Below are 17,778 nucleotides of genomic sequence, written 5' to 3' on the forward strand. Positions count from 1 at the left end.
TAGAAGATGAAAAACGATTATTATTCTGGTACATATATCCCCGGAATCGTGAAATGGGGAAAGATTACACTGCTGCTGGGCATTTTCGCAGGATTCCTTCCTGCTCTTGTGATGGCCTTCCGGGGCTATATGCCTCCGGTGTCCGCCATTATCGCCGGCACTCTGATGCAGATCAGCGTAAGCGGAGCATTTTACATTGTTGAGCCCATTTCCTATTTCCCGATTCTGGGCATTCCGGGTACCTACCTGACCTTCCTTTCAGGCAATACCTCCAACATGCGTGTGCCGTGTTCTTCCGTGGCTCAGGAGGCGGCCGGAGTGGAGATGGGTACGGAGGAAGGCTCCATTATTTCCACCATCGGTATTGCAACGTCCATACTTGTTAATGTGGTGATTCTTACCGTGGGGGCTGTTGCGGGCAGCGTTATCCTGAACATTCTCCCTGCACCTGTGAAGGAGGCGCTTAATTTCCTGCTTCCCGCGCTTTTCGGCGCTGTATTCGGACAGTTTGCCGCAACACGTCCCAAACTGGGCGTGGTGGCTGCCATCATCGCCATCGGAATGAACTGGCTCATGAAGCTGGGCTTCTTAAGCTTCATACCGGGCAACCCATCCTATGTGGTTATTCTGGTAGCTGTATTTGGCTCCATCTACGCCGGCAAGCTTCTTTACAAGAAAGAGCTTCAGGTTGACTGATAAGCAGGGACTGACAGGCAGAAACTGACAGACAGAAACTGAAAGGCATAAACTGAAAGGCATAAACTGATAGACAGAGAATAATAGGCAGAGACAGATAAGAAAAAGGGATGGACAAGAAAAAGAGATAGACAAGAAAAAGGGATAGGATACTTTGCACAAGCGCCCGGGACATGGGCGCTAAGTGCATATGAAGGCTTATATAATGAGGAGGATAACTATGCTGTCACGCGAACGGATGCAGGAACGTTTTTTGGAATTGGTTCAGATTTACAGTCCTTCCGGTGGGGAGATGGAGCAGTGCCAATGGCTTATGGACTATTTTAAGGAGAGAGGAATCGAGGCCTCCATAGATGAAGCCGGGAAGGCATATGGAGGAAACGGCGGAAATATTATCGCCCATGTCAAGGGAGAGCCATGTAATCCTCCCTTCTGCTTTGTGGCCCATCTGGACCAGATTGAGCCGTGTAAGGATGTGAGACCGGTGGTGGATGGACATATTATCCGCACGGACGGAACCACCACCCTGGGGGGAGATGATAAGGGGGCTGTGGCCTCCATACTGGAAATCGTGGAAGATATTGCGGAGACCAACAGGCCCCACAAGGAGTTTTATATCATGTTTACTGTCTCTGAGGAGACAAGCATGCAGGGGACCAAACACATGGACCCGTCCCGCCTGCCATGTAAGAACATGGTCATAGCAGACGCCACAGGACCGGCAGGAATCATTGCTTATAAGGCCCCGGCCATGGAGGCCATAAGGTGCACAGTGAGAGGCCGTAAGGCCCATGCGGGCATTGAACCCGAAAAAGGAATCAATGCAGTGGTGGCAGCGTCCAGGGCAATCAGCCGGATGCATATTGGGCGGATTGACCAGGAGACCACATCCAATATCGGGCGGATCGAGGGAGGGGCAGCCACCAATATCGTGACCGATGAGGTGACATTTACCGCCGAGATACGTTCCCACAGCATGGATAAGCTGAGGGATGAAGCGGCTCACATGGAGGAATGCCTGAAGGCAGCCTGCCTGGAGATGGGGGCCGCCTATGAAATGGAACATGAACTGGCATATCCTTCCCTGGAGGTAAGTCTTGACAGTGATTTGTACCGCATGACAGCCCAGGCCATGGAGAAGGAGGGAATCGAACCCAGGCCCATGGTTATCGGCGGCGGCAGCGACGGCAATATATTGGCCGGATACGGCTGCAGCAGCCTTATATTAAGCGTTGGCATGATGGACGTACATACTGTGCAGGAAGCATTGGATATGGACGAACTGTGGAAGGCCACCAGGGTCATGAGCCGGATGACAGAACTGTAAGTATAGATGACAAGGAATGATGATATGGACAAAGAAGAACTGAAACAGAGATGCCTTAATGTGATTGAGGAACACCGGGACGAAATCATTGCCCTGGGAAAGGAAGCTTATAAAACGCCGGAGCTGGGCTTTAAGGAGTTCAGGACGGGAAAACTTATGGAGGAAGCTTTTTGCAAGCTTGGGCTGGAGCCGGAGACAGGTGTATCCTATACAGGCTGCCGTGTGTCCTCCGGTCCCAAGGGAAACGGGCCCAGGGTGGCGGTGATGGGAGAGCTGGACTGCATCATGTGCGACTCCCACCCGGATGCAGCTGAGGGCGGAATGGTTCATGCCTGCGGGCATAATGTGCAGCTGGCAAACATGTACGGGGCAGCAATAGGTATCCTTACGTCAGGCGTCATGGAGCACCTGGGGGGCGCCGCTGACTTTATAGCCATACCAGCAGAGGAATGTGTGGATTATGAGTACAGAAACCGCCTCATGAGTCAGGGAACCATCCACTATTTGGGAGGAAAACAGGAGCTTATGTACCGCGGTGGCCTGGACGATACGGATATGGTTCTTCAGTGCCATATGATGGAGATGGAGCCGGGAAAATGCTGTATCCTGGACACCAAGGGCAATGGATTCATCAGCAAGACCGTGCATTTCCTGGGAAAGGCGGCTCACGCCGGTTTTGCCCCGGAACAGGGAATCAATGCCCTGAACATGGCGGAGCTGGCCATGAACAATATTCATGCACTGAGGGAAACCTTCAGAGACGAGGACAAGGTGCGGGTAAGCATTGTAATCAAGGAGGGCGGAGGCCTGGTAAATGTGGTGCCGGAGCGTGTTACCATGGAAATCATGGTCCGTGCCTTTACCATTGACGCCATGGAGGATGCCTCCCATAAGGTGAACCGGAGCATGAAGGCAGCTGCCATGGCGTTGGGGGGCAAGGTGGAGATTCACGACTGTATCGGCTATCTGCCTCTGAACACGGACCGTCAGATTGCACGATTGTACCGTGACAACATGATGGCTTACGAACATGCCGGGGAAGATGCGTTTGTGGAGGACTGGGAGACAGCCGGCTCCACGGACCTGGGGGACATTTCCCAGATCATGCCCTGTATGCATATCTGGGCAGGCGGCATAAAGGGCGGTCTCCACACGGAGAATTACCGGATGGACGACCCGTACACCGCCTACATTGTGCCAGCCAAGATGATGGCCCTTACCATCATTGATCTGCTGTGGGATGAGGGCGCTAAAGGAAAGGAAATCATAAGGGATTTCCGGCCCGCACTGACAAAGGAAGAATATCTAAATCTCTTAAAAGATCATCAGGTGGTTGATTTATACGATGCTTCTGATTTATAATCGGTATAAGGCGCGCTGTGCGCAAAGAATCGGGAGGTTGACAGTATAAATGATAGTGGGAGTAGTGGGGCCAAGGGAATCCTGCGTAATCATCAGGAAAGCAATACAGCAGATTGACCAGAGTCATGAGGTGCGTTTATATACAAGAGAGCTGGTAAGGGAGGCCGTGGATGTCATTGATACCTGCGAGCAGGAGTGCGACGGCGTGATATTTACCGGAAGCGGCATCTGCGACTATGTGCTGGGGCATCACCAGATGCAGAAACCTTACACATACATCAGACGGTCCGCCAGCAGTATTGCGGAAGTATTTCTGAAAATGGTCAGGGAAGGGCGGGAAATCGACACCTTCAGTATTGACGTGGTGGAGAAGCAGATTATTGAGGATATCCTGGATGCCTTTCACATACAGCCCAGGAATATATATACCTGCCCGCTGCTTGCAGGTGTGGCGGAGGAAGAGTATGTTGCATGGCATATGGAGCTGCTGGAGAAGAAGATGACCGATGTGGCGGTCACTGCTTATGTGGCAGTCTATCATATGATAGAAGAAAAGGGCGGCAGGGTTTTTTACCTGGAGCCCAAACGCTCCCAGGTCAGGGATGCCCTGGCCGATCTGGAAAAGGGCTGGGCCCTGGCCCAGGCAGAGTATTCGCAGATTGCGGTGGAATTGATACAGATGTCCAACTTCCCGGAGAAGGAGGACCAGTATTACAGTGCCATGGCAAGCAAGGCTGAATTTGAAGTGGAACTGATACGCTACGTAAGGGGAATCCAGGGATCTGTATTCCCCTTTGGGCGTGATGAATACGTGATTTACGCCAACTCCGGGGTGGTGAAGGGAAAAAAGAACCACAAGGACCTGAGGATTCTTCAGAGGGAGGGAAAGAACCTGGGATTGGTGGTAAATGCAGGCCTGGGCATGGGCCTGACGGCTTACCAGGCAGAGATGCATGCCAGGAAAGCCCTGGAATATTCTCTTGGCAAGGGGGAGGGAGGGATCTTCCAGATTGATGAGGAAGAGAAGATCCAGGGCCCCCTGGGCCTGGAGCAGCAGCTTCAGTACAGCATGATATCCTTTGACCCCAAAATACAGACGATTTCCGAAAAGACCGGACTCAGTATGGAATCCATATTGAAAATTCAGGCTATTGCGGATGTGAGGAAGAGCTATGTGTTTGACGCTTCGGAACTGGCGGAATGTCTGGGCATCACGGTCAGGAGCGCCAGGCGTATTCTCAGTAAGATTCAGGCAGCCGGACTGGGGACGGTCTGTGCCAGGGAAAGCGCTGCCAAGGGCGGCCGCCCCAGGGCTTTGGTGGAGCTGAATTTCGGTCTCCGGGATAAGACTCATAAGGATTAGCTGATAAGGATGAATACCTGTTCCGGTTGTCACTGCGCTGTATTTCTGATAAAATGGTTCCATGGAAACGCATAAGCAGATAACCGGAAATAAAGAATCGGATACAGGAGAGAAAAGGCGATGGACTACAAGATTATCGTACTGGATTTGGACGGTACACTGACCAACCGTGACAAAATCATCACACCCAGGACAAAAGAGGCCCTGATGAATGCCCAGGAAGCGGGAAACGTGGTGGTGCTGGCATCCGGGCGGCCCACGGCCGGCGTGGAGCCGTTGGCAAGGGAGCTGGAGCTGTCACGTTTCGGCAGCTATATCCTGTCCTATAACGGCGGAATGATCACAAACTGCAAGACAGGTGAAACCGTGTTTTCTTCACTGCTGCCCAGGGAGTCCAATCAGAAGATTATCGGGCTGGCAGAGGAGCACAGGGTAGATATCCTTACTTATGAGGGTGAGGAAATTATTACTAACAATGTGGAATGCCCCTATGCCATTGCCGAGTCCAACATCAACCACCTGCCCCTGCGTCAGGTGGAAGACATGAAGTCCTATGTGGATTTTAAAGTCCCCAAGTTCCTGATGCTGGATGACGGCGATTACCTGGTGACTGTGGAGCCTAAGGTAAAGGCTGCCATGGGCCGCGATTTCAGCGTGTACCGTTCCGAGCCGTATTTCCTGGAAATCATGCCAAAGGGAATTGATAAGGCCCGGTCGCTGGCCCGTCTGCTGGAAGTGCTGGGGCTTGACCGGGAGCAGATGATAGCCTGCGGCGACGGTTACAATGACCTGACTATGATTAAGTATGCCGGTCTGGGCGTGGCTATGGAAAATGCTGTTCTCCCGGTGAGGCAGGCCGCTGATTATATTACCGCATCCAATAATCACGACGGCGTGGGACTTGTGGTTGAGAAGTTCATGCTGTCCTGAAAGGGTCAGGGAAAATAGCAGAAAACATACCTGGAAAAAGTGCGGAGAAAGCGCCGGAAAAAATGCCCTTATAAAATCTCCCGTCACGTATGGACTTTCAGACTTTAATATGCTAAAATGAACAAGTATGGGGCTTATATGACCTGTAATCATTTTACAATACACATGCGGAGGGGGAAGGCCGTATGAATTATAAGGAGAGATAACCAGGACATGAACAAGAAAATTAAAACAGAAGCAGTGGACCATCTATTTGATGCCATACTAACTTTAAAGACTCCGGATGAATGTTATAAGTTTTTCGAGGATGTGTGCACCATCAATGAACTGCTGTCCCTGTCCCAGCGCTATGAAGTGGCCAAGATGCTGCGGGAAGGCAAGACCTACCTGGAGATTGCGGAGAAAACAGGCGCATCCACCGCTACCATCAGCCGGGTAAACCGTTCGCTGAATTATGGAAGTGACGGATACGACATGGTGTTCGCCAGGCTCACAGGGGGAACGCAGGCAGACAAAGGGGATAATGAAAGCTGAGTATGATAAAGGGTGTATTAAAAAACGGATATTGCGGCAGGATTGCTGCGATATCCGTTTTGTTTTCTATAGGTATGCCGGCAGCCCCGGCAATCCATTTTTTGTACGTCAAGGCGGGGCTGACAGGTTATGGAACCTATTTCTTGCGGGGGGCAGGCGCATCCTCCCTGAGCTGATCCGCGATCATTTCAATCATCTGTGTCTTCAGATACACGTCAAAGGACAGCTCGCAGATAAAAGCAAACAGCTTCAGATATTCCCTGTCCTTGTCATCCACAGGAGCATCTGAAAATGTATCCTGGGCACGGGCAAACTTAGCCGCCACATCAGACTTCAGATTATTCATCTCGCCCTTTTCCAAAGTAAATACTTCGTTGTAGATATCTTCCAGGGACAGTTGGGATGTCTGGCCTGAGAAATGCTTTGATGTAATAGGACGGAAAAGCTCTTCAATATCACTAAAGGACAGAAGGTTTTTAAAATAATATATGAACACAAGCATCAGCATGTGGTCCTTGGAATACTTCTTCTTCACCGGGGGAGGCAGAAGATTATTCTTGGCATAATTGTTAATCATGGTCTTGGTCAGGACTTTATCACCCGGATGGCGTCTCATATCTTTTAAATGGCTGTCCATGAAGGTGGTAACCTGGTCCATGTACAAATCAATATCAGGAATCTCGTCCGCCTTGACATGGGACAGGTTCCCCAGATAGGAAAACAGGTCCTGCAGACGTTCTTCATTTGTCTTCATCTATGTGTCACCTCTGTCATTCTTATCACATTGCTATATCTATTATATAGTATTGAATACTAGATGACAAGGGGGAAATGAAAATCTATGCGGGTTTATGGGGGAATGCCTGTAAGACAGGAAACAGGAGATATGGCAATGGAGAGACAGCTGCCTGTAATGCGGCTGCAATCGTCCGAAAGGCAGGTCTTGCAGGATGGGGTTCAGAATGGTATACTTAATAAACATAATTGCAGTTAAAAAGGCGGTACATAATTTATGAGTATTTACGATACATTGAATCCCATGCAGAAGGAGGCAGTCCTTCAAACGGAAGGGCCTCTCCTTATTTTAGCTGGGGCCGGTTCCGGAAAGACCAGGGTGCTGACCCACAGGGTGGCATATCTGATTGAGGAGAAGCAGGTGAACCCGTGGAATATACTGGCCATCACATTTACCAACAAGGCGGCCGGGGAGATGAGGGAAAGGGTGGACCAGCTGGTAGGCTTTGGGGCTGAGAGCATCTGGGTCAGCACCTTCCACTCCACCTGTGTGCGCATCCTGCGCAGGCATATAGAGTATCTGGGTTATACCACGAATTTTTCCATCTATGACAGCGATGATCAGAAAACCCTGATGAAACAGGTGTTCAAGGCCATGGATGTGGATACCAAGCAGTTCAAGGAGCGTTCCGTGTTAGGCACCATATCCTCTGCGAAGGACAAGCTCACCGGTCCTGAGGAATTCCTGTTAAATGCAGGGCAGGACTTCAGACAGCGCAGGATTGGAGAGATATATAAGGAGTATCAGAAACGTCTTAAGAAGAACAATGCACTGGATTTCGACGATCTCATTGTAAAGACAGTGGAATTATTCCAGAATAACAGTGAGGTCCTGAATTATTATCAGGAGCGGTTTAAGTATATCATGGTGGATGAGTACCAGGATACCAACCTGGCCCAGTTCAAGCTGGTCAGCCTGCTGGCTTCCAAGTACAGGAACCTGTGTGTGGTGGGGGATGACGACCAGTCCATTTACCGGTTCAGGGGGGCGGATATAGGGAATATTCTGAGCTTTGAGGAGATGTTTCCCGGGGCAAAGGTCATTAAACTGGAGCAGAATTACCGGTCCACCCAGAACATACTGAATGCGGCCAACGGCGTTATACGCCACAACCGCGGGCGTAAGGATAAGACCCTGTGGACTGCCAATGGCGAAGGGGATTTGATTCGTTTTAAACAGTTTGACACAGCCAGAGAGGAAGCGGACTTTGTGGCCAGGGAGATAAGGGACAGCGGCTATGCCTATCAGGAGCAGGCTGTGCTCTACCGCACCAATGCCCAGTCCCGTCTTCTGGAAGAGCGGTGTATCTTTTACAACGTACCCTACCGTCTGGTGGGAGGCGTGAATTTCTATCAGAGAAAGGAAATCAAGGATATTCTGGCCTACTTAAAGACCATAGCCAACGGAGTGGATGATTTGTCGGTGCTGCGCATCATCAATGTGCCCAAGCGGGGAATCGGCGCCACCACCATGGGGAAGGTTACCATCTTTGCCTCTGAACATGGCATGAGCCTGTACGATGCTCTCAGGGAGGCCAGGCAGATTCCGGGCTTGGGTAAGGCTGCTGAAAAAATCGGAGCCTTTATAGGACAGATGGAAAGCTTCCGGGCCAGGGCACAGTCAGATGATTACACCATCCAGGACTTGATAGAGGGCATCATGGACGAGACCGGCTACCAGCAGGAGCTGGAGGCAGAGGGAGAGGTGGAGTCCCAGACCAGGCTGGAGAATATAGAGGAGCTGGTCAACAAGGCCGTGAGTTACGAGGAAGACAGCGAGCATCCATCTCTGGATGAATTCCTGGAGCAGGTGGCCCTGGTGGCTGATATAGATAATATGGATGAATCCGAGAACCGGGTCACCCTCATGACCCTGCACAGCGCCAAGGGACTGGAGTTCCCGAAGGTGTACCTGGTAGGCCTGGAGGATGGGCTGTTTCCCAGTATGATGTCCATAAATTCCGATGACAAGACGGACATGGAGGAGGAGCGCCGTCTCTGCTATGTGGGTATCACAAGGGCCAAAAATGAGCTGGTGATTACCAGCGCCAGACAGCGGATGGTCAACGGCGAAACCAGATACTGCAAGCCCAGCCGTTTTATGGAGGAGGTGCCGGGTGAGTTGCTGGAAGAGGAGCGTCTGGAACCAGTGCTGGGAAGCTATGGCAGCCGGAACAATGGTGCCGGTGCAGGCGGATTTGGCAAGACCGGTATTTCCGGCGAGGCAGGCCTGCCGTGGAACCAGCCGGCAGCGGGGAATACGCGTACAAGCACCTTTGGAAAGGGATATAACGCATATGCATCCGGCTCATCCCAGCCCTTGTCAGGTCTGGGCACCGGCAGCACAGCGGGAAATCCGGGATTTGGCAAGGCATTTACAGTGCAGAAGGCAGCAACCCTGGATTACAGCGAGGGAGACAGGGTCAGGCACATCAAATTCGGAGAGGGAACGGTGAAGTCCATCAGGGACGGAGGTAAGGATTACGAAGTCACGGTGGTATTTGACGGTGCGGGCCAGAAGAAAATGTTTGCATCCTTTGCCAAGCTGAAAAAGGTCTGATGGGTGTGCTGGCATCTGGGATGCCTGGCGGTAAGCGGCATTTGCTCAGCGGAATCGGGCGCCTGCCTGGCTGAAACAGGTATCTGCCCAGCAGATTTCTGCCAGGACTGGGATTTAATTAAAATTGGATTGAAACAATTGGATAAAATTTGAATAAATTGGGATAGTAAATCAAGAGCTTCCATGATATAATAATTAAAAACAAGCAAGAGGGCAGCAGTGCTTATATATAAGAAAGGACGTGGGTAGAATGAACAGATTTGACAGAGACAGGTTTGATCAGATGGGCAAAGAGGCATTAAGCCGTGTAGAAGAACTGATGAATTCCAGCAGGATCAATGAACTGCTTCACAAGAGAGAAGAGGACGAGAAGAAAAAGAACTGTATTCTCTGGGTACTGGCCATCATTGGAGCAGTTGCAGCAGTTGCAGGAATTGCATACGCTGTATACCGTTTCTTTACTCCTGATTATCTGGAAGATTTTGAAGATGATTTCGATGATGATTTTGACGATGACTTCTTTGAGGATGAGGAGCCTGAGGAAAAGAAGACAGAAAAGGCTGAATAGCAGAGGCTGCCTTAAGACCATCATAAGATACACAGTAAGATATACAGTAGGATGATAGAACAGGATAGTTGTTGGGACCGCCGCGGAAGTGGCGGTCCTTTTTGGGTCTGGCTTGATGCGGACCCTATTGCATGATATAATGATACGGCAAAAGAGGACCATAAAAAAATGCCTAAGCAGCGGGCAGAACGGAGATATTTTATGAAAAAAGGCGATATTTACGAAGGAACAGTAGAAAAAATCGAATTCCCCAATAAGGGGATCCTTCATATAGATGGCGAGAGAGTAGTGGTAAAGAATGCTATACCAGGCCAGAAAATTCAGTGTGTGATTACCAAGCGGAGAAAAGGGAAGTCGGAAGCCAGAACCCTGGAGATACTGGCGCATTCCCCGGCAGAAAAGCCAGAGGAGGCATGTCCCCATTTTGGGATATGCGGCGGCTGTATTTACCAGAGCCTGCCCTATGAAGAACAGTTAAACATTAAAAAGGAGCAGGTAAAATCCCTGCTGGACACCGTGGTAGAGGACGGTACCTATGAGTTCCAAGGAATCAAGGCCAGTCCCATCTCATCAGGATACCGCAACAAAATGGAGTTCTCCTTTGGGGATGAGGTAAAGGATGGTCCGCTGGCATTGGGAATGCACAAGAGGGGAAGCTTTTACGATATCGTAACCACTCCGGAGTGCCGGATTGTACATCCGGATTTTTGCAGAATACTGGTAGCCACAAAAGAATATTTTGAGGAGCTGGGGGTTGCATTCTATAAAAAATTACAGCATCAGGGGTATCTTCGCCATCTGCTGGTCCGGAGAGCGGTAAAGACAGGGGAAATTCTGGTAGACCTGGTGACCAGCACACAGAGGGATTATCTGGGTGAAAGGACGGAGGAAGAGGTACTGGCAGAGTGGACGAAAAAGCTGGTGGGCCTTCCTTTGGACGGCAAGCTGGCGGGCATCCTCCACACAGAAAATGACTCCCTGGCAGATGTGGTTCAGAGCGATGCTACCCACATCCTTTATGGACAGGATTACTTTTACGAAGAACTGCTGGGGCTGCGTTTTCGCATCTCGCCCTTTTCCTTCTTTCAGACCAATTCCCTTGGTGCGGAGGTGTTGTACGATACGGCACGGGGATTCGTAGGCGATACAAAAGACAGGGTGGTATTCGACCTATACAGCGGTACCGGGACCATTGCACAGATACTGGCGCCTGTGGCTAAAAAGGTGGTAGGCGTTGAGATTGTAGAGGAAGCAGTCAGGTCAGCCCAGGTAAACGCCAGGCTCAACGGACTGGAGAACTGCGAGTTCCTGGCCGGCGATGTGCTCAAAGTGATTGATGAGCTTCAGGATAAGCCGGATTTGATTGTAGTGGATCCGCCCAGGGATGGGATACATCCAAAGGCATTGGGAAAAATCATTGATTTCGGAGTGGACCGGATTGTATATATATCCTGTAAACCAACCAGTTTGGTCAGGGATTTGGTGGTGCTGCAGGATAGAGGGTATAGGGTGGAGAAAGTTTGTGGGGTGGATATGTTTCCGGGGACGGGGAATGTCGAGGTGGTAATAATGATGCGGGATTGTGGTTTGGAAGGAAAATAGAGGGGGTTTACCACAAGATATAGTGGTTTTTGGCGAAAAATCGAGGAAAAAATCGGGCAAAAAATGGCCGTTTTTGACCTCGATTTTTTGGCCTTTTCATAGATGTGAGACGGGTAAAAGAGGATATGGGGTAAAATTTCAGGTCAGCCAGATCAAAAAATGGCGGGCCTTTTTAATAGAGTATCAAAAATAGAAACGGCTATATGTGAAGAGACAGAGAGGGGAATTTAGATGTTTAAGATTTATTTGAGCCGGACAGTAAGCCCTGGTGTAGGTATCAGTCTGCCGGCTACGATCGAAGAAATGAGAGAAGCCTATTCTCTTCTGAATGGAACGGATACAGTTCCATTGGAAACAGCTACCGCCTATGTGGAATCGTCCATTCCAAATCTGCGCCAGTACCTGTATGAGGTCCCTGTGTCAGAAAAAAGATTGGAGGAACTGAACTATCTGGCCTATCGTGTGAAATGGATGGACAGCCAGGATGAGGCGGTATTCGGAACCGTGATTGAGATGATGAAACCGGAGACACTCCAAGATATGATCAATCTTTCCTGCAACATGGATAAATTCAGATATCTGCCGAGCGCAACTACAGAAGTAAAATTAGGAGAATATCTGCTGAAGGGAAACGCTGATATGGCTATGGAGGAGCAGGCAGCCAGATCTAATTATGAAGGGATTGGAAAAGATTATATAAAAAAACACGGTGGTATGTTTCATGCATTTGGTTATACCAGCGGGATTCAAGAAGAACTGGAGCCCATCTATAGAGGGGAGGAGTTACCAGATCCGGATTTCAAACAGACTTGTAGTTTTAAAGTATGGATTTATAAAGGGAATCCTTATGATAACTATACATTGAGCCTTCCGGCAACCGAAAGCAAAATGGATGCGCTCAAGAGCGCTATGGGAATTTCAAACTGGAGCGAATGTAAACAGTTAGCCATCCAGTGCAGAGTGCCAACGCTGTGGGATGGGCTGCCGGAGTATGGTTCCATAGAGGAGTTGAATGATTTGGTGACTGAGCATTGTCAGAGCATGGAGAATCAGCAGGCGCCAGTATTGGAGATGTAAATGAAAAGGTCATAGAATAAAAAATCCAGGTCAGCCAGATTAGAAAATGGCTGGCCTTTTTAAATAGATTATAAAAAATGAAGGAGGAATTTCATGCAGATCACAACCGATGAGTTACGCAGAATGACAAATCAGGAAGGACTGATTCTCCAGGGTTGCGGAGGGGATGCGCAGGAGTGGATAGACGGAATCAACGAACTGTTAACACAGGAAGGCATTTTATTGGAGGGGACAGAGTTTAAGCATGTGAAGTCATTTTGTCATGAGGGATTGACCAACCTGCTGTTTCCGTTTGAGGATGTGAAACTCGATCTTGGAAAGCTGGCGATATGGAGAATTAAGAGCCATGAGACGTTTGGGGGTACTTGGCTGTCTGATTATGTTCCGAACCGGTTGGGAGGTTTTCTGGACGAGGCGCCTGCACAAAAGACAGAGGAGATTCAACAGCCGGGTGAACACCCGTCTCATTCTGCATGGGAAGGCGAGGAAGCTGGTCTGGGCGGGATGTCGATGAAGCAGTAAATGGGTAGGGGGATTACCAATTAATTGGTTTTCGTAAGGTCAATACATCAAAAAAAGATGGTGAATCATGAATTGAAAGATTATACAGTGAACACAGCCATAACCTTTCATACCGGATTTGATGACAGGGAGTGTAACTGCCTGATGTATGAAGGGATGAAGGAAAAGATTAAACATGATATCCAGACCGCATTCTTAAGTGATGAAAGCCTTAAGGGTTATATCACCAGCGATCTGACGCTTCGGTTCTTGGATGGCTACAAGGTACGGGTGGAGTATGAGTTTTCCTGTTACGATGAAAATAAGCAGGAGGCAGAAGGATTTTCCAACTACTGTGTAAAAGGAGTCCAGAGCAGACTGGAAGAACTGGGGTACCGTATAGAGAGTATCAGTTCAAAAGCAGAAGAGATGGGTATGGGGTGGCTCGATGAATTGGAATCCATGGTATTCCGTTAGAGAGAAGAGCTGGAAATTTAATCAGCCGGACTTTTATAGGAACGTGTTGATGGCTGGTGAGACCGTGGAACCGCAGTTATGTCTTTTTAAATAAGGGCATAGCTGCTTTTTTTATGTCAAAATCCCACTGATTTGAAAGAAAGGACTGAGAATCATGACTGTAAGATTTATGAAAGGGACGTCAATCGCGGAGCTGGAGCGGGAAATGCAGCAGGTGCCAGGGTTCAGGCCGCGTAAAAGCGGAATCATCCGGAGCCGGCAGGCTGGAGAGACAGCGGGGATTGGAAGCTGCCGGTATGTCAATGTGTGGAGAGCAGAAAAAGAACAGGGTAGGGACGGCCATCTGTATACCGCAGCGGATGAGGAAATGCCTTCTGCATTCTATCAGATTTTACTCAGACTGTTGACAGAGGAGCTGCCGGGATCAGCCCTGACGGTCCGGGTAGGGAAGCTCCGGGAGGAAGGGGAGAAAGGGATTATGCTTTTTAAAAGTGAGGAACACAGGCGGCGGTTTCGGGCGCTCATGCGCTGCGGTTTATATCCGGGGCTTGTGACGGAACCGGGATTCGCTGCCGCCGTGTTTCTATTGAGCAGCGAGGAGAGGCTTTGGGAAAAGGCCGGGCCATTTGTGCAGGAGCGCACGATTGACTACAGCCGATTCCGCCTTCGCGGGGCTGATTTGGACAGCTATGCAACGTTCTGTGTGGCAAAGGAATTATGTACTGGAAAACCTTATGTGTCTTTATCAGAGTTAGGGGATCCGGAGTTGTTCCATGACGGGCTGTTGCGTCTGATTATCCATGCGATCTTAATCAGCCGGCATGGAATAGGGACTGTCTTAAATGAGGAGGAAGTGGAATGTTAGAAATCCGGATTGGCTATGGGGATATGGTTTCAGAACTGATGAGAATTCCTATGTCGGCTTCGGACTCTGAGGCTGTCAAAAAGATACTGGACGAGGGGAAAACCGGGAATCAGACAGTGACGGTCCGTTCTCTGGTTTCACCGGTTCAGCCGCTGTCGGAGATGATTACAGGGCTGGATTACGGAGATGAGACGAGGCGGAAGGAACTGGACTTCCTGGATTCGCGGCTGCGGCATATGACAAGGAGAGAGCAGGATATTTTTTCCGTGGCGCTTAAATTGGAAGCGCCCGGAACGCTGAAGGAGATCATCAATCTTTCCTTTAACTTGGACTCCTACGATCTGTTGGAGGATATCAGTGACCCGGGGCGAACTGCGGCAGAGTTGTTACGCAGGGGAAAACAGATTGAGATACCAGAGGTACTGTACCCCATGCTGGATTTTGAACGCATCCGGGATTCCTATTTTGCAGACCACAAAGGTGATTACTGCCCAAGTGGCCTTGTCTTAAAGCGTGAGGATACTGTTTATACAGAAGTGTATCAGAACCACTTTCCGGATCCGGGATATGATAAAAATTCGCTATTTCTGCTTCATCTGCGCCGCCCCTCGCAAAATGGAATGGTAAACGTTTCCCTGGCAATCCCGACAGATAAAGAACAAATGGAGCTGGCAAAAAAGGAACTGGGGATACAGGAGTTTTCCGAATGTCAATGGAATCAGTACGGCGGACCGCTTGATGAGCTGCGTCATTATCTTCCGGTAGGGGGTAAGGTAGACGAACTGAACCGGTTTGCCTGGTTTTTAAAAGAAAAGGTGCTGGACGGCACGGAGCAAATCGTGGAGAAGCTGAAAGCGGTGTTAACTGCGGAATGCCCCCGCAGCCTGGATGAGGCCATTGGTATTTTAAATGACCTGGATCATTATCAGGTTCTTTCAGAATTTCGGACACCAGAAGACTATGCCAGGTGGCGGATGAAGGATGACGGTTCGCTTTATGTTTCACGGTTTTGTGAAGCATACCTGGACTGGAACAGTCTGGGTAAGGCGCTGATGAAGCGGGATGGAACCAGATGGTCGGAACAGGGAACCGTGCTGCGTGATGAGTGGCATTGCAATGAACTGAGCGAGAACGCTTCCGTTATCAGACTGTACAGTCCGCTGTTGGCAGAACTGGTGGATGAAGATGGGTATTCCTCCTCGCTCTCTTCCGTTGGATTGATTTCTTATGAGGAGGATATCCGGGACGCGATTGCTGCAGATGATATCTTAAAAACAGAAAAAGGACTTGCAGATTACCTGGACAATCAGCTTTTAAAGCAAAGGGTAATCAGTATGTGCCCAACCGTGGAACGCTATCAGTATAATCTCTGGGGAGTGCTGGAAATCAAGAGCCATGGGGAGCTGAACCAGGAGGAGTTAGAGGTCCTCAAACGGGAATGGGCCGGACAAGCTTGTGATGGCTGGGGAGAATGTTTTTCACAGGAAGGCATCGAGTGTGATTCGGACTGTGATCTGTATGTCTATTTTGGCCATTCTAAATTCCGCGTACAGACGGAACAGGAACTGAAGGGGATTGTAAAAGAGCAGGAACTGACAGGCATGGAGGGGATGGGCGGCATCTCATAAAAAGAAGGGAGGGAGCCATCCAACAGCTGTGAAACTAGAAATCTGAAAGAGGAGGCGGGGGGATGATGCATTATGGACGTGTCCGCAGCGATTTGCAGCAGGCAGAAAGAACGATCAGCATGGCATTGCGATCAAATATAGTTTCAGAGACAGAAAAGAGAGCGCTGGAGGAAGCGCTCAATCTGGTACAGGAGGCAGCGGAAAAATGCCGCTTGGCGCAGGCTGAGTCCGTCCGGAAAATATTTTCACAGGGAATGAGTCATTCAGAAGGACGGTGAAAAAGGAGGTTGAGAGATGTGAATCAATCTATGCAGGTATGGATTTATGCCTGCCAGTTTATAGATGATCCTGCCTATCAGGGAAGTGCCCTATCTCTACCGGCTCACCGGGAGGCGGTGAGGGATGCGTTTCAGAGGGCAAGGTTAAAGGAAGGGGAGCCTTATCATTTAGAGCGCGGCCGGGGCTGGCCGGGATTTATCGAATCGGTTCTGGACCGCTACAATCATACGCTGGAAGAATTGAATCTGTTAGTCTATAAGTTGGCACAGATGACTGAGAAGCAGATCGAGGTTTATGAAGGTGTTCTAAAGGCCCTTCCGGAACGAAACATGAAACAGGTTATCAATGGCCTGTATAACCTGGAGCGGTTTGAATTCCTTCCGGGAATTCAATGCGACAATGAAATCGGGGAAATGACCATTGACAATGATCTGGATCCGATTTTGAAGGATTTGCCGGGAGACATTTACCCGCTTTTGGATACCGAAAAGGTTGGAGCGTATATAAGGGAAAAGGAAAATGGCGTGTTTACATCCAAGGGCTACTGTTACCGTGTTTCAGACCAGTGGCAGGAAGTCTATGACGGAAAGCAGCTTCCGGAACAGGTGGAGATTCATCGCGCCCTGTTTTCTCTGTATCTTGTCCCTGCGGGAACGAATACGGAAGATTTAGGGGTGGGAGCCTGGCTGGAACTTCCATATGATGAAGCGGCAAAAAATCAGGTATTAGAGAGGCTTGGACTGGAATTATTCAGCCATTGCGGGATCGCCAAAATACACGCTGCGGCCCCGCTGTTTGAGCAGTTAGCAGGGCAAGATCATGACATAGATCGGTGGAACCACCTGGCTAAGAAGCTAGCGTCTATGACAGAAAAGGAGCTGCTGAAATACAAAGCCGTGTCGGAGTTTGAAGGCTGTTCCAGCATAGAGCAGGCTGCCGAGCTGACTGATATGCTGGAACAGTATACGTTTGACCCGGTACAGGTGACTTATGCCACCTACGGCAGGGAATGTCTGGAACAGATGGGAGCGGACCTGGAAGCACAGGCATTTCGGAGATTTGACTTTGAAGGCTATGGGAAAGAGCTGTATGCCCAGACCGGGAGGAAGCTCACGGCCTATGGAGCAGTCTCAAAGGAGCCCGTCCTGGAGGAAGTTCAATCGGAGGACCATGCCATGATGACGCAGGGAATGGGATAGAGGAGGCGAGGAAGT

General features: G+C 49.7%; 18 protein-coding genes. 17 read left to right on the plus strand and 1 reads right to left on the minus strand.

Annotated elements, in window-relative coordinates; genetic code table 11:
* Window positions 1–6 precede the first annotated feature (6 nt).
* The 6 genes from CGC65_RS08640 (at window position 7) to CGC65_RS08665 (ending at window position 6,212) form a co-directional block, all read left to right on the plus strand.
* Window positions 7–696 carry a hypothetical protein gene (locus CGC65_RS08640; RefSeq protein WP_002565891.1) on the plus strand — a complete coding sequence of 230 codons (690 nt, stop codon included), beginning with the start codon at window positions 7–9 and terminating at the stop codon, window positions 694–696.
* A 220-nt stretch (window positions 697–916) separates the two neighbouring features.
* The gene (locus tag CGC65_RS08645) at window positions 917–2,023 is read left to right on the plus strand and encodes a M20/M25/M40 family metallo-hydrolase (protein ID WP_002565892.1); all 1,107 of its coding nucleotides are present in this window, start codon (window positions 917–919) and stop codon (window positions 2,021–2,023) included.
* Window positions 2,024–2,047: 24 nt separating this feature from the next.
* The gene (locus CGC65_RS08650; RefSeq protein WP_002565893.1) at window positions 2,048–3,385 is read left to right on the plus strand and encodes an amidohydrolase; all 1,338 of its coding nucleotides are present in this window, start codon (window positions 2,048–2,050) and stop codon (window positions 3,383–3,385) included.
* Between the two features lie 49 nt (window positions 3,386–3,434).
* On the plus strand, window positions 3,435–4,748 hold the full coding sequence (locus CGC65_RS08655) for a hypothetical protein (protein ID WP_002565894.1): 1,314 nt from the start codon (window positions 3,435–3,437) through the stop codon (window positions 4,746–4,748).
* A gap of 120 nt (window positions 4,749–4,868) precedes the next feature.
* Entirely contained in the window at window positions 4,869–5,678 is an 810-nt protein-coding gene (locus tag CGC65_RS08660) for a Cof-type HAD-IIB family hydrolase (RefSeq protein WP_002565895.1), read from the plus strand.
* A gap of 213 nt (window positions 5,679–5,891) precedes the next feature.
* On the plus strand, window positions 5,892–6,212 hold the full coding sequence (locus CGC65_RS08665) for a YerC/YecD family TrpR-related protein (protein WP_002565896.1): 321 nt from the start codon (window positions 5,892–5,894) through the stop codon (window positions 6,210–6,212).
* 136 nt (window positions 6,213–6,348) lie between these two features.
* On the opposite strand, the gene CGC65_RS08670 is transcribed toward CGC65_RS08665, so the two are convergent.
* Window positions 6,349–6,966, minus strand: coding sequence for a DUF1836 domain-containing protein (locus tag CGC65_RS08670; RefSeq protein WP_002565897.1), 618 nt, complete (start codon window positions 6,964–6,966; stop codon window positions 6,349–6,351).
* Window positions 6,967–7,043: 77 nt separating this feature from the next.
* Between CGC65_RS08670 and CGC65_RS30915 the strand changes: the two genes are divergently transcribed.
* The 11 genes from CGC65_RS30915 to CGC65_RS08720 all read left to right on the plus strand — a co-directional run bounded on the left by CGC65_RS30915 (window position 7,044) and on the right by CGC65_RS08720 (window position 17,763).
* A complete protein-coding gene (locus CGC65_RS30915) occupies window positions 7,044–7,187 on the plus strand; it encodes a hypothetical protein (RefSeq protein ID WP_007038638.1) in 144 nt (47 codons plus the stop codon).
* A 37-nt stretch (window positions 7,188–7,224) separates the two neighbouring features.
* On the plus strand, window positions 7,225–9,567 hold the full coding sequence (pcrA, locus tag CGC65_RS08675) for a DNA helicase PcrA (RefSeq protein ID WP_002565898.1): 2,343 nt from the start codon (window positions 7,225–7,227) through the stop codon (window positions 9,565–9,567).
* 250 nt (window positions 9,568–9,817) lie between these two features.
* Window positions 9,818–10,135, plus strand: coding sequence for a hypothetical protein (locus CGC65_RS08680; RefSeq protein WP_002565899.1), 318 nt, complete (start codon window positions 9,818–9,820; stop codon window positions 10,133–10,135).
* Window positions 10,136–10,336: 201 nt separating this feature from the next.
* Window positions 10,337–11,737 carry a 23S rRNA (uracil(1939)-C(5))-methyltransferase RlmD gene (gene rlmD / locus CGC65_RS08685; protein ID WP_038282656.1) on the plus strand — a complete coding sequence of 467 codons (1,401 nt, stop codon included), beginning with the start codon at window positions 10,337–10,339 and terminating at the stop codon, window positions 11,735–11,737.
* A 231-nt stretch (window positions 11,738–11,968) separates the two neighbouring features.
* Window positions 11,969–12,814 carry a hypothetical protein gene (locus CGC65_RS08690; RefSeq protein WP_002565901.1) on the plus strand — a complete coding sequence of 282 codons (846 nt, stop codon included), beginning with the start codon at window positions 11,969–11,971 and terminating at the stop codon, window positions 12,812–12,814.
* 93 nt (window positions 12,815–12,907) lie between these two features.
* A complete protein-coding gene (locus CGC65_RS08695) occupies window positions 12,908–13,336 on the plus strand; it encodes a hypothetical protein (RefSeq protein ID WP_002565902.1) in 429 nt (142 codons plus the stop codon).
* 24 nt (window positions 13,337–13,360) lie between these two features.
* Entirely contained in the window at window positions 13,361–13,792 is a 432-nt protein-coding gene (locus tag CGC65_RS08700) for a hypothetical protein (protein WP_002565903.1), read from the plus strand.
* 154 nt (window positions 13,793–13,946) lie between these two features.
* A complete protein-coding gene (locus CGC65_RS08705) occupies window positions 13,947–14,657 on the plus strand; it encodes a hypothetical protein (RefSeq protein ID WP_002565904.1) in 711 nt (236 codons plus the stop codon).
* Window positions 14,651–16,285: a hypothetical protein gene (locus tag CGC65_RS08710; RefSeq protein ID WP_002565905.1), complete on the plus strand. Its 1,635-nt coding sequence runs from the start codon at window positions 14,651–14,653 to the stop codon at window positions 16,283–16,285. Before CGC65_RS08705 ends, CGC65_RS08710 begins: the two co-directional genes overlap by 7 nt.
* A 62-nt stretch (window positions 16,286–16,347) precedes the next feature.
* Window positions 16,348–16,563: a hypothetical protein gene (locus CGC65_RS08715; protein ID WP_002565906.1), complete on the plus strand. Its 216-nt coding sequence runs from the start codon at window positions 16,348–16,350 to the stop codon at window positions 16,561–16,563.
* A gap of 18 nt (window positions 16,564–16,581) precedes the next feature.
* Complete coding sequence (locus CGC65_RS08720; RefSeq protein ID WP_002565907.1) at window positions 16,582–17,763, plus strand: antirestriction protein ArdA; 1,182 nt, start codon at window positions 16,582–16,584, stop codon at window positions 17,761–17,763.
* Window positions 17,764–17,778: the final 15 nt, after the last annotated feature.

The sequence above is a fragment of the Enterocloster bolteae genome, assembly GCF_002234575.2.
GTDB lineage: Bacteria > Bacillota > Clostridia > Lachnospirales > Lachnospiraceae > Enterocloster > Enterocloster bolteae.

What these genes read in the sequence shown, in the direction of transcription:
- CGC65_RS08640 (WP_002565891.1), top strand. Translation starts at nt 7, where the DNA reads ATGAAAAACGATTATTATTCTGGTACATATATCCCCGGAATCGTGAAA.
- CGC65_RS08645 (WP_002565892.1), top strand. Translation starts at nt 917, where the DNA reads ATGCTGTCACGCGAACGGATGCAGGAACGTTTTTTGGAATTGGTTCAG.
- CGC65_RS08650 (WP_002565893.1), top strand. Translation starts at nt 2,048, where the DNA reads ATGGACAAAGAAGAACTGAAACAGAGATGCCTTAATGTGATTGAGGAA.
- CGC65_RS08655 (WP_002565894.1), top strand. Translation starts at nt 3,435, where the DNA reads ATGATAGTGGGAGTAGTGGGGCCAAGGGAATCCTGCGTAATCATCAGG.
- CGC65_RS08660 (WP_002565895.1), top strand. Translation starts at nt 4,869, where the DNA reads ATGGACTACAAGATTATCGTACTGGATTTGGACGGTACACTGACCAAC.
- CGC65_RS08665 (WP_002565896.1), top strand. Translation starts at nt 5,892, where the DNA reads ATGAACAAGAAAATTAAAACAGAAGCAGTGGACCATCTATTTGATGCC.
- CGC65_RS08670 (WP_002565897.1), bottom strand. Translation starts at nt 6,966, where the DNA reads ATGAAGACAAATGAAGAACGTCTGCAGGACCTGTTTTCCTATCTGGGG.
- CGC65_RS30915 (WP_007038638.1), top strand. Translation starts at nt 7,044, where the DNA reads ATGAAAATCTATGCGGGTTTATGGGGGAATGCCTGTAAGACAGGAAAC.
- pcrA (WP_002565898.1), top strand. Translation starts at nt 7,225, where the DNA reads ATGAGTATTTACGATACATTGAATCCCATGCAGAAGGAGGCAGTCCTT.
- CGC65_RS08680 (WP_002565899.1), top strand. Translation starts at nt 9,818, where the DNA reads ATGAACAGATTTGACAGAGACAGGTTTGATCAGATGGGCAAAGAGGCA.
- rlmD (WP_038282656.1), top strand. Translation starts at nt 10,337, where the DNA reads ATGAAAAAAGGCGATATTTACGAAGGAACAGTAGAAAAAATCGAATTC.
- CGC65_RS08690 (WP_002565901.1), top strand. Translation starts at nt 11,969, where the DNA reads ATGTTTAAGATTTATTTGAGCCGGACAGTAAGCCCTGGTGTAGGTATC.
- CGC65_RS08695 (WP_002565902.1), top strand. Translation starts at nt 12,908, where the DNA reads ATGCAGATCACAACCGATGAGTTACGCAGAATGACAAATCAGGAAGGA.
- CGC65_RS08705 (WP_002565904.1), top strand. Translation starts at nt 13,947, where the DNA reads ATGACTGTAAGATTTATGAAAGGGACGTCAATCGCGGAGCTGGAGCGG.
- CGC65_RS08710 (WP_002565905.1), top strand. Translation starts at nt 14,651, where the DNA reads ATGTTAGAAATCCGGATTGGCTATGGGGATATGGTTTCAGAACTGATG.
- CGC65_RS08715 (WP_002565906.1), top strand. Translation starts at nt 16,348, where the DNA reads ATGATGCATTATGGACGTGTCCGCAGCGATTTGCAGCAGGCAGAAAGA.